Source organism: Pseudoalteromonas sp. SR44-2 (genome assembly GCF_014163745.1).
Taxonomy (GTDB): Bacteria; Pseudomonadota; Gammaproteobacteria; order Enterobacterales; family Alteromonadaceae; genus Pseudoalteromonas; species Pseudoalteromonas distincta.
Window position 1 is genome coordinate 1 of the sequence record NZ_JACJDW010000010.1, and the last position, 12,310, is coordinate 12,310.

The window sequence follows — 12,310 nt, forward strand, 5'->3', positions numbered from 1 at the left end:
ATGGTCACTCAGTTTCAATTGAGACTCTAATTTGTTTGCCTCGCTACCTAAGTAGTTTGGCTGTTAGAACTCAATCTGTACGAGTGCCCACACAGATGATTGCTTTATATTGTTAAAGAACGTTTTGAGCCGCTTTAGCGCCTCAAGGGATGCGAATAATACACCCTTTATTTTTCGAGTCAACACTTTGTTTTAAACTTTCTTTCGACAATTTAAAACCGAAGTTTTATTTAACTCTGTGAGTAGTTCGTGCCTCGCTACGCGTTGGCGTTTCCCGTCTCAGTGGGGTCGCATTATAGGGAGATCCGAAAACAGATCAACCCTTTTTTGAAGAAAACTTGAAATAATGTGCTGTTCGCACATATTTGCATCGAAATGGTTACTTTAAACACTAAAAAGGCCCTGATGGGCCTTTTTAATTAGTTTACTATGAGCTTCCACCCAAGTTTACCTTGCTGTTTAGACTCTTGTTGTAGCTCGCTGGCCATTAATGGATGATCTTTTAACCAGTTACTTTCAAACTTAAGGTCTAACACTTCATTTTTAGCAGTTAACTCAAACTTAGGCAGTACATCATCTTGTCTGCGCATTGATAAGATGACTGCTATCCGTAGTAATCTCACTATATATTGCGCTAATAGACTATTTACGCCGAGTGAATTAAAACAGGCTTTTGGAAAATCAGAACGATGCGCATCTGCTACCGCTACTATTAATTTATGCTCTGATTGTGAAAAACCAGGCATATCGGTATTTTCCAAAATATAAGCGGTGTGTTTATGGTACTGCTTATATTCTATTAGTAATCCAATCTCATGAAGCTGCGCTACCGCTTTTAATAGTGGTAACCCATTTAAACTTTCAATTGGCCAATCTTTATCAATACTTACCGCTAACTGCATAGCTAAGCTTGAAACCCGACACGCTTGTTTTTGATCAACGTGATAACGACTCATAAACCCATCAACTGTGCGCTTACGAATGTCGTTATTATGAAACTCCGGAACCATGCTATATAAAACGCCTTCACGCAGTGCTCCACCCGCCAATCCCATTTTTTCTATTTCAAGAGATTCAAATAGTGCGATTAAGATTGCGAGCCCTGATACAAATACCAGTCGACGGTCTTCACTTAATCCAGGAAGGTCTAGCGCTGCAATAGTGCTAAATGCAATTGCTTGCTCTTTTATAGTGTTGAGCTTTTCAAGCGTAAGTAAATCGTCAAGATTTTGCGCGACCATAATTTCTTGAATTGCTTGCACTGTGCCAGAAGCACCAGATGCAATTTGCCATCCCGCTGTTTTATATTCTGGAGAAATTTCATCAATGACTGTTCGAGCTGCTTTTATGGCTGCGTTAAAGTTACTCTTACTTAATTGGCAATCTTTAAAATAGCGTTCAAGATAGGTAACACACCCCATATTGAGGCTTTTGTAATGTAAGGCATCAAATGCTTTACCAATTACAACTTCGGTACTTGCACCACCAATATCAATAACAAGCTGTTTGCCAGTACAAGATGAAGTATGAGCAACACCTTTATAAATTGTACGCGCTTCTAATTCTCCGCTAATAACATTAATGTTATGACCTAGAATTTTTTCGGCATGATTTTTAAATACTTCGGCGTTAGTTGCTAAGCGTAAGGTAGCTGTTGCTACTATGGTGATGTTTTTGTCTGGGATATCTTGTAGACGCTCAGCAAAAAGGGCAAGGCATTCCCAGCCTCGCTGCATTGCTTCAGTGCTTAATACGTTTCCTTTATCAAGCCCTGCGGCTAATCGGACTTTGCGTTTAACACGTCCAATTGTTTGTAGACCGCCAGCAATTGATTTGGCAATAAGCATATGAAAGCTATTTGAGCCCAAATCAATAACTGCGTACACATTTTTTTGCGGTTTAAGTTGCCCCACCGTTCAAAAACCTCTAGTTACTACTACTTATACAAACGGTCGCTTACGACCGTCCTTTTTGGTAACTATTATTTGGGCGACGTCCGCTGTTATTACTACGGTTACGTGGACCTGTTGAATAGTTGCGCTTTCTTTGAATAATAGGCTGAGTTAAATCATCTAGCAATGCTGTTTTATCATAATGTGATAAAGGAATGCTGTGCTCTATATATTCTTCAATTTCATGCAGGTTGTATGCATATTGCTCACATGCAAAACTAATTGCGTGGCCTGATGCACCAGCGCGGCCAGTACGGCCAATACGGTGAACATAATCTTCACAATCGTCAGGTAAATCAAAGTTAAACACATGACTTACTTCTGGAATATGAAGACCACGCGCTGCAACATCGGTCGCAACTAAAAAGTCTAAATCACCTTTGCTGAATTGCGCTAATATAGTTTGGCGTTTTTTCTGGTTTACATCACCAGTAAGCATACCTACACGATGGCCGTCTGATTTAAGCCAAGCATATACTGTTTCACAACTGTGCTTGGTATTTGCAAACACGATTGCTTTCTCTGGCCATTCTTCTTCAATTAAGGTTAACAACAGCTTAATTTTATCTTCTTGCGAAGGATGAAATAGCTCTTCTTGAATACGTTTACCCGTTTTAACGTCAGGTTCAATTTGAACATGCTCTGGGTTTGTCATGTGCTCAAAAGCTAATTCTTGTACGCGGTACGATAATGTGGCAGAAAATAATAAGTTTAAACGCTTTGATGTATCTGGCATACGGTCGAACATATAGCGAATATCTTTGATAAAACCTAAATCGAACATACGATCAGCTTCATCAAGCACGACTACCTCAATTTCATTAAGGGTGTAACAGCCTTGCTTATACAGATCAATTAGGCGACCTGTAGTACCAATTAAAATATCAACGCCTTTTTCTAGTTGTGCACGTTGTTTTTCGTAATCTTCGCCACCATATACTAAACCTAAGTTAAGATTACAGTGCGGCGCTAAAATTTTAGCATCTTTGTGTATCTGAATCGCAAGCTCCCGAGTAGGGGCCATGATCAGGGCTCTTGGATGTTTACTAGGTGCTTTGCTAGATTGTAATAACCGATGGCACGTGGCAGTTAAAAACGCCAACGTTTTGCCTGTACCCGTTTGAGCTTGGCCCGCGATATCGCGTCCATCACAAATAAAAGGTAGGCATTTTGCTTGAATAGGTGTGCAATATTCAAACCCATTCTCGGTTAAACCGGCAACCACTTCCGGTGCGATAGCAAAGTCTGAAAACTTTTTATCGGTTAAATGTGTCTTAGTCATAGCGTTTAAGCATAACGTTTAAACTTGCAATAAGAAACAAGAGTGTTTAAATACGCACTAAATATTTCGCCTAACTAAATCGGAGAGCGCAATGAGCGAGAAAATAATCCAAATTACTGACGATAGCTTTGAAGCTGACGTATTACAATCAGACAAACCAGTACTAGTAGATTTCTGGGCTGAATGGTGTGGACCTTGTAAAATGATCGCCCCTATTCTTCACGAAGTTGCTGATGAATACGACAGCCGTGTGACTGTTGCTAAATTAAATATTGACCAAAATGCTGGCACACCGCCAAAGTTTGGTATTCGTGGTATCCCTACTTTACTTCTTTTTAAAGATGGCCAAGTAGCTGCAACGAAAGTAGGTGCTCTTTCAAAAACTCAACTTATCGAGTTTTTAGAAAACAACATCTAACGGTAAGCTAGAACAATAAAAAGGGCTTTTTTGCCCTTTTTTAAATTTATTTTGTATAAAGACTGGACGCTTTGCCAGTGAACTGCTAGTTTATAAAGCCAACTAATCCTTAGTTATATTCAACAAACCTCACTCAACGATCAAAGCGATTTTGAGTATGACAACTGTAATAAAGAACCCACCAATATGCATTTACGCGAATTAAAAGACAAGTCGATTAAAGAGCTTGTAGACTTAGCTGAGTCCATGGGGCTCGAAAACGTAGCCCGCTTAAGAAAGCAAGATATCATTTTTGCCATTCTTAAATCCCATGCCAAAGGCGGAGAGAATATCTTCGGCGGCGGTGTATTAGAGATTTTACAAGATGGTTTCGGCTTCTTAAGATCATCAGAAGCCTCTTACTTAGCTGGGCCAGATGACATTTATGTTTCACCTAGCCAAATTCGCCGTTTCAGCATGCGTACTGGCGATTCAATTTCAGGCCTTATTCGTCCACCTAAAGACGGTGAACGTTACTTTGCTTTACTCAAAGTAAATGAAGTTAACTTTGATAAACCTGAAAACTCTCGAACTAAAATTCTTTTTGAAAACCTTACTCCACTACATGCAAACGAACGTTTTCGCATGGAACGTGGTAACGGCAGTAAAGAAGATATTACAGCCCGTGTACTTGATTTAGCATCTCCTATTGGCCGCGGCCAACGTGGCTTGTTAGTAGCTCCGCCAAAAGCGGGTAAAACAATGCTACTTCAAAACATTGCACAATCAATTACGCATAATCACCCTGATGTAACATTAATGGTTTTACTTATTGATGAACGTCCGGAAGAAGTAACAGAGATGCAACGCCTAGTTAAAGGTGAAGTTATTGCATCAACGTTCGATGAGCCAGCTTCTCGTCACGTACAAGTTGCCGAAATGGTTATCGAAAAAGCAAAACGCCTAGTTGAACATAAAAAAGATGTTGTTATCTTATTGGATTCAATCACTCGTTTAGCACGTGCTTATAACACCGTTATTCCTTCATCAGGTAAAGTACTTACTGGTGGTGTTGACGCTAACGCATTACACAAGCCTAAGCGCTTCTTTGGTGCTGCACGTAACGTTGAGGAAGGTGGTAGCTTAACAATCATAGCTACAGCTCTTATCGATACCGGCTCTAAAATGGATGAAGTTATCTACGAAGAGTTTAAAGGTACTGGTAACATGGAACTTCACCTTAACCGTAAAATTGCGGAAAGACGTGTATTCCCTGCTATCGACTTTAATCGTTCAGGCACTCGTCGTGAAGAATTACTAACAAAACCAGATGAGCTTCAAAAGCTTTGGATTTTACGTAAAATTGTTCATGACATGTCAGAAATTGATGCGATGGAATTCTTAATCGATAAACTATCGATGAGCAAAACCAATGATGAATTTTTTGATTCGATGAGACGCCAATAAAGCGTTTTAGCTGAATAAAAAAAGCGCCTAAGGCGCTTTTTTTATGTCGGGATTAAACACAGTTTAACTTTCGTTATACTTTTTAAGTACACTCTGCAACGTATCAACGAGCGCTTTAAAGTCATTCGCACTACTTTTTTGGGTCCTGCGTAAAAGTGCTCTATCTAAACTTTGAGCCGATTGCGCAATTTCATCTAAACCAAACATTTGCGCCGCTCCTAAAATGCGATGACTATCTTTTTGTAGCGCGGCTAAATCTTCACTTATAAAATGCTGAGTAATCGTTTCACTCTCCAAAGCAAAGCTTTGCTTAAAACTTATCACAAGATCGCTCATATCAACTTCATTTTGCTTTGTAATTGGCTGATCTTCTGCATTATGTAGGTGGCTGGAAAGCGCTTTATAAAATGACTCTTTATCTATCGGTTTACCTAAGTAACCACTAAACCCTAACTCTAAATAGCCATCCACTTCATGACTCATAGCATTTGCAGTTAAAGCAAAAATAGGCCGCTCAAAACCACACTGTTTTAATAGCTGAAAAGCAGAACGCCCATCCATCACAGGCATTTGAATATCGAGTAGCACTAAATCAGGATACTCTTTTAAGCACTGCTCTACCGCTTGCTCACCGTTTTCAACGGCAATAACCTCGAGCCCCATTGAACGTAAATAGCGGCTTATTAACCTTCGATTATCAGGGTGATCTTCTGCAAGTACAACACGCCCTGCCAATTGCTTATTTACCTTTGGAGCACTTTGAGTTTCAATCAGGCTTTGCGATTTATTTACTTCTGCGCACGGTAAAAAGAACGAAAACTGACTGCCCTTTTTATATTCGCTTTGTACACTGATATAACCGCCCATCATCGCGGCTAATTGTTGCGATAAGCTAAGGCCTAACCCTGTCCCCCCAAAGCGACGGCTAATACTGTTATCAGCTTGGCTAAAGCATTCAAAAATAAGCTTTAACTGTTTAGAGCTCATACCAATACCGGTATCTTTTACAATAATCACTAGCCCTTGTTCACTCTTATTTAAAGCAATAATGATTTGGCCAGCGTGAGTAAACTTAATAGCATTAGCACATAAATTTATAAGAATTTGTTTTACGCGTATTAAATCCAGCTTAGTGTAAAACTCATTACCCACTTGATTGTCTAAAATGAGGCGTAAATTTTTTGCTTTTGCTTGAGTGATAAACATTGCATGTACGTCATTTACAAGCTCTACAATATCAAAGCACGAAATATTTAACTCTAACCTATTAGCTTCAATTTTACTTAAATCGAGTACATCATTTATTAAGCTTTTTAAATGGTCACTGTGACGCTGAATTACTCTTAATTCATCTTTAAGTGACTCAGGCTCATATAATTCATTAATTAAAGCATCTGTTTGCCCTAAAATAGCCGTTAGTGGAGTGCGGATTTCGTGGCTAATATTGGCCAAAAACTGGCTTTTAACATCGTTAGCTTCTCTTAGCTCCTGTGCTATTGCTTGTAACTCGGCAGTGCGCTGCGTAACTTGCTCTGTTAACTGCTGCTTAGCGCGTTTTTCTGCGCCACGGCGGTAAAGCGCAATACCAGTTACAACAACCAAAAGTAATAGTAAAAAAGAGAATAAAGTAAGCTGAGAACGCTGCGACATTTTTAGCTCTTGCACACGTCGATCTTGTTTAAGTTTTTCTATCTCTTGGTTTAATTGGGTTGCTTTAAATTGATGCTGAAGTACCGCTAATGCATTTATAATTGCTGTACTTCTGAGTTTTCGCAGCTCACTAATATATTCTTGTTGCAAGGCCATTGCGCTTGAATAATCGCCTTTACTGGCTTCAAGTAGTGCTTTAGTCCCTAAACCCTCCCTAATTATTCGCTCACTGCCATATTCATGGGCAAGTGAAATAGCTCTATCTAAACTTATTTTCGCCTCTTCTAAGTTGCCTTTAACAAACTGAATTTTACCAAGCGCATGTAGCGCATTAAGCTCTAAATTATGGTTACCTATTTTAAGCGCATAATACTCACCTAATTTAGCTTGCTCGTATGCTTCATCTACTTTTTTTAACACTAAATTAGTATTTGCCAAGTTAGTATATTGCGTAGATAACTTATTGTAATCATTGGCTGAAATATAATAACGCAGCGCTAGCTGGTAATAATGAAGTGCTAAGTCAAATTGATTACTCTCCATATGAGCAACACCCATATTGTTGTATACCTGCGCAATACCGCTTTTATCATCTAACCGCTGATAAACTTTAAGTACATCTTGATAAAGACTAAATGCACTTTCGTAGCGTGATAAGCGTATATAAACGCCTGCTATATTAAGTAATATGTCGGTTTGATCTTGCTCACTACCGTGCGCTTCGTAAATAGCTTTTGCCTTTAAGTAAAACTCTAGGGTATCGCCTAGCTTATTCATATTAAAATAAGCCAAACCAATATTATTTAGTAAATTTGCTTGTTCAAGTAGTTGTTCATTTTTTTCAGCTAATACTAGGGTCCGGGTATATTCACTTATGGCCTTTTGAAATAGGCCTTGATAAAAAAGTGCTACACCTTGCATTTTTATTGCACGAAAGTGCTCGTCAGGAAAGAAAGTATCTGAAGTGTTTTTTTCTAATAATTTAAAATAGTGTAAAGATTCTTTAAAATTATCAGCCGATAACGCACTATTACCTAATGCCGAATAAACAGCGACACGCTCTTTTTTAGAAACGTTTTTATTAGCAAGTAACGTATTTGCTAATTGTAATTTAGGCTCCCACTGCACTTCGTTTTTGAATTGCTCAAATAACGAATCACTATTTTGGGCATAGCTAGGAGCTATTAGTACACAGCATATAGTAAATAAGAGGCATTTAAACTTGCCCAGCATAATTTTAATCCTTCAAACCGTTACTTATATCAGTGTAATCTTTATTGAAGATACACTAACTACTAGGGCCTAAACAATGCTTAACCCACTGATTGATGAGATTTTTGAGCTGATATTAACAAGGCAGGTTTGGCAAGTTCATACTTTAGCAGCAGAACTGACAAACCGCAGCGCAATAACAACACTCGATAAAAGCCCTGAACGTGATTTATTTAAACGTAACTTTTTAATTATGAATGCATTGTACCAACTGCAGGCACAATTACGCCCTCAAAGTTTACTCATTTCAACTCTGCATATCGAGCTTTTAGAAAAAGAAGATAATAGTTTAGTAACAACGAACGAAAATTTGCGAGATTATTATTTAGATTGGCGTAATTACGATACCGGTGAAGAGAAAATTGATGAGCTTTTGAATAGTTTTTGGCGTCAGTTTAAAACGACATCACCACAACAAGTATTAAATGACAATGAATTTAAAGCGTTGGCTTTAGAATGGAAGTTACCTGAAAATTTCACTCTTAAAAACGTTCAAAAGCGCTGGAGACAACTTGCATTACAGATGCACCCAGATAAACCAAATGGTTGTGAAGTTAAGTTTAAAAAAATAAAATTACAATACGAGCAGCTAAAGGTAGCTGCTCGCTAATTTGTTAATTTAGCTATTTAAATTAACGAGTAAGGCGACGAGCGCGTATTTTACGCCCTTTAATGTTGCCTTCGGTTAGTTTGCGAAGTGCTGGTTTTGATGAGTTACGTTCAACAGCAACAAATGCTACGTTATCAAGTACGTTAATTTTACCTACTTGACGACCTGCAACCCCATCCTTACCTGTCAGAGCACCAAGAATATCGCCTGCACGTACTTTTTGCTTTTTACCTGAATCAATCATCAAAGTAACCATTTCAGGGCGGTACGGCGGTTTATCTAATAAATTAAACGGCGGCATTTGCTCTGGAGTAATATCACGCTCGTAATGATCGCCAATTTGTGCAATTTTAAACGCTTCAGCTTCACCGTAAATAGAACAAGCAATGCCCTTTTTACCAGCACGTCCAGTTCGGCCAACACGGTGAACATGTGTTTGCGTGTCATGTGCTAAATGGTAGTTAATAACCATATCCATGTCATCAATATCTAAACCTCGTGCAGCAACATCGGTTGCAACAAGTATTGAAGCACTTTTATTTGAAAAGTGAATTAGCGTACGTTCACGATCGCGTTGCTCTAAATCACCGTGCAATGCAACAGCGCTGAAGCCTTCGTCAGCTAAATCATCACACACTTGTTGAGTTTCTACTTTGGTATTACAAAATACAACACAGCTTTGTGGTGTAAATTTAAGAAGTAATAACTTAAGCGTTGGATAGCGCTGCTTATTGTTATCCATTTTGTAGAAGTACTGCTTAATTGTGCTTTTGGCTTGCTCTTCTTCTACTTTAACCATTTCTGGATTTTTAAGTACACGCTTAGCAATTGCTTCAATAGCTCTTGGGAAAGTAGCACTAAATAACAATGTTTGACGATTTTGTGGAATACGCTCAATAATTGCATCAAGTGTGTCTTGAAAACCCATATCAAGCATTTGATCAGCTTCATCAAGCACCAATGTTTCCACATCATCTAAACGTAGAGTACCTTTACGAATATGGTCATCAACACGCCCTGGCGTGCCAACAATAATATGCGCGCCATGTTCAAGTGAACCTATTTGCGGGCCAATTGAAACACCACCACATAACGTCAATATTTTAATGTTATGAATGCCGCGCGCTAATTTACGCATTTCAACTGCAACCTGCTCGGCAAGTTCGCGAGTCGGACACAAGACTAAAGATTGAATACGAAAGCGTTTTACGTTTAATTTAGCTAACACACCCAAGCTAAACGCAGCAGTTTTACCTGAACCGGTTTTTGCCTGAGCAATGATGTCTTTACCAGCAAGTACAGGCGGCAAACTTTGCGCTTGTACAGGTGTCATGTGGGCATAGCCAAGTGTTGATAAGTTATCAACGAGTCCAGCCGGTAAAGCCAAAGATGAAAAAGCAGTTGAAGTCACAGTAAGTTCCATAGCAATAAAATAACATGGGAGAAAGCCCCACTAATATGCAGCTTATAATAGCAGAATTCGTAATTGGCAACCATTAACAAACACATTATAAAACATGTTAATGAAAGGTGTTGAAAATGATAGTAGTTTGCATTAAGATCGCGATTGTTTTTACATACCTGCGCTGGAAGCAATTAATGAAACTGAATTCTATTTACATAGCACTATTAGCAAGCATTACAACAAGCACATATGCAAACACTACCGACCTTGAACGCATAGAAGTAAAGGGAAGCTACTTTAACGATTACAAAGTAGATAACGCTAATGGCGCAATGAGAACATCAGCTTCATTACTTGAAACTGCACAATCTGTCACTGTAATAACCGACACTATTATTAGCGAGCAGCTTGCCACTACACTTGGCGAAGTACTCACAAATGACGCAAGCTTAACTGCAGGCTCACAACAACGAAATCGTGAAGTATTTAACTTACGCGGCTTTGAGCTGAGCTCATCGACAGGTTATTTACGCGACGGTCATCAGCATTGGTCGCACTATCAGCAACCAATCGAAATTTTGCAACAAGTTGAAGTAATTAAAGGCCCATCAAGCATTTTATATGGTCAGTCAGGCCCAGGTGGCTTGGTTAACATGGTAACTAAAAAGCCTACAGCACAAACATTATTTAATGCCAGTGCCGATGTAGATCAGCATGGGTCAACGCGCTTTATGGTTGATGCTGCAGGTGCCTTGACTGAATCGGAAGATTTACGTGCTCGCGGGATTTTAGTAAAGCAAGACGTTGACTACTGGCGTGAATACCAAAATGGTGAAAACCGTGAGCGTGACCGCTTTTTAGGTGCTTTAGTTGTAGATTACGATATTAGCGATAACGCATTAGTACGTGTGCATTACGACCGCACAGATGACGAAGCAGGTTTAGATACTGGCGCATGGATAGACGATAACGCCAATGTAATTGGTAGCGATAAAACAATCCGTGATATGTCTTGGGCATTTACCGACATAACCGTAGAAAACCTAGGTGTAGACCTAGAAGTATTTTTAACCGATAACTGGCAAGTAAAACTTGGCTATAACGAACAAACGTTTGAACGTCAACGCTTTGAGTCAGCACCTCGCATGCCTAGTAGCTTTGCTGAAGGTGACAGCTATGAATCTCGTCCTTACGACCGTTTTGACGATTGGCAATTTAAAACTGCATTTATTGATTTTATTGGTGAATTTAAAACAGGTAGCTTACAGCATCAGTTTTTAATTGGCGCAAACTCGCTAGATTACTACTACGGGCAACGCCGTACTTCTGCTGACTACTTTGATTTTTCTGCAGGACAAGCAGAACCATCACGCCCATCTGTAAGTTATAAAACAGATGATACAGTAAGCGAAACTGAATACGACTATTACGGTATTTACGTTCAGGACTTAATTTCGTTCTCACCACAATGGCAATTATCGCTAGGTGGCCGTTACGATAAACAAACACGAGAAGGTGCAGATAACGAGTCATTTGTACCAAAGGTAGGTGTGCTTTATCATCCAAATACTTCGGCAACTATATATGCTAGTTACTCAGAAGGTTTTGAGCCTCAAGGTAGTGAAACTCTGATTGATGAAACCGATGTAAATAATGGCATGAAGCTAGATGCCATTACCTCAGAGCAAAGAGAGATTGGTATTAAATGGCAATTATTTGATGACCGTTTACTGCTTACAGGTGCAATTTTTGATATTAGTAAAGAAGGCACACTTGTTAGCGAACAGCTTGAGACGCCTATTGGCTCATTCACAAGTGAAACAAACCAAGTGGGTGAACAACGCCATAAAGGTGTTGAAGTAAGCGCACAAGGTGCTGCTACTGACCGCTTATTTGTTATGGCATCAACTATGTATCTAGATGCTAACTTTGAACGCGATGAAGTATTGGAAGGTAAACGCCCGACCGATGCACCAAAATGGTCGGCATCACTTTGGACTCGTTATGAATTAAACGACGCCATTGCCATTAACGCTGGTGCTTTTTATGAAGGCGAGCGCTTTGCAGATAGCGATAATACAATTACTAAAGATGCATATACACGTGTTGATGTAGGCGCCACTTATAAGTTTAACTTAAGCAATACCGATATTAACTTACGCCTTAACATCGAAAACTTATTTGATAAAAGCTATTTAGGTGGTGGCGGCACGAGTAATGTAACTGTTGGCGAGGGCACAAATCTTCGTTTAGCAGCGCAATTTAGCTTTTAATT

At 39.2% G+C, this 12,310-nt stretch carries 8 protein-coding genes; 4 read left to right on the top strand and 4 right to left on the bottom strand.

Annotation, left to right across the window (positions count from 1 at the left end; all coding sequences use genetic code 11):
* Positions 1 to 419 precede the first annotated feature (419 nt).
* Both gppA and rhlB read right to left on the bottom strand, forming a co-directional pair.
* Positions 420 to 1,913, bottom strand: a complete 1,494-nt coding sequence (gppA, locus tag H5115_RS08055) for a guanosine-5'-triphosphate,3'-diphosphate diphosphatase (protein ID WP_182754665.1) — start codon at positions 1,911 to 1,913, stop codon at positions 420 to 422.
* 43 nt (positions 1,914 to 1,956) lie between these two features.
* On the bottom strand, positions 1,957 to 3,234 hold the full coding sequence (gene rhlB, locus H5115_RS08060) for an ATP-dependent RNA helicase RhlB (protein ID WP_002960940.1): 1,278 nt from the start codon (positions 3,232 to 3,234) through the stop codon (positions 1,957 to 1,959).
* 91 nt (positions 3,235 to 3,325) lie between these two features.
* Here rhlB and trxA point away from each other — a divergent pair, with 91 nt between their 5' ends.
* Together trxA and rho are read left to right on the top strand one after the other, a co-directional pair.
* The gene (trxA, locus tag H5115_RS08065; protein ID WP_002960942.1) at positions 3,326 to 3,652 is read left to right on the top strand and encodes a thioredoxin TrxA; all 327 of its coding nucleotides are present in this window, start codon (positions 3,326 to 3,328) and stop codon (positions 3,650 to 3,652) included.
* Positions 3,653 to 3,838: 186 nt separating this feature from the next.
* A complete protein-coding gene (gene rho / locus H5115_RS08070) occupies positions 3,839 to 5,098 on the top strand; it encodes a transcription termination factor Rho (RefSeq protein ID WP_002960945.1) in 1,260 nt (419 codons plus the stop codon).
* Between the two features lie 63 nt (positions 5,099 to 5,161).
* Here rho and H5115_RS08075 read toward each other — a convergent pair whose 3' ends face one another.
* On the bottom strand, positions 5,162 to 7,981 hold the full coding sequence (locus H5115_RS08075) for an ATP-binding protein (RefSeq protein WP_182754667.1): 2,820 nt from the start codon (positions 7,979 to 7,981) through the stop codon (positions 5,162 to 5,164).
* A 76-nt stretch (positions 7,982 to 8,057) separates the two neighbouring features.
* Between H5115_RS08075 and H5115_RS08080 the strand changes: the two genes are divergently transcribed.
* Positions 8,058 to 8,630: a DNA-J related domain-containing protein gene (locus tag H5115_RS08080; protein ID WP_002960947.1), complete on the top strand. Its 573-nt coding sequence runs from the start codon at positions 8,058 to 8,060 to the stop codon at positions 8,628 to 8,630.
* A 22-nt stretch (positions 8,631 to 8,652) separates the two neighbouring features.
* Here the strand turns inward: H5115_RS08080 and dbpA are convergent, their stop codons facing one another.
* On the bottom strand, positions 8,653 to 10,041 hold the full coding sequence (gene dbpA, locus H5115_RS08085; protein ID WP_002960948.1) for an ATP-dependent RNA helicase DbpA: 1,389 nt from the start codon (positions 10,039 to 10,041) through the stop codon (positions 8,653 to 8,655).
* A gap of 188 nt (positions 10,042 to 10,229) precedes the next feature.
* Between dbpA and H5115_RS08090 the strand changes: the two genes are divergently transcribed.
* Positions 10,230 to 12,308 (top strand): TonB-dependent siderophore receptor, encoded by a 2,079-nt coding sequence (locus H5115_RS08090; protein ID WP_024594867.1) that lies wholly within the window; start codon positions 10,230 to 10,232, stop codon positions 12,306 to 12,308.
* The last annotated feature ends 2 nt before the right edge of the window (positions 12,309 to 12,310 follow it).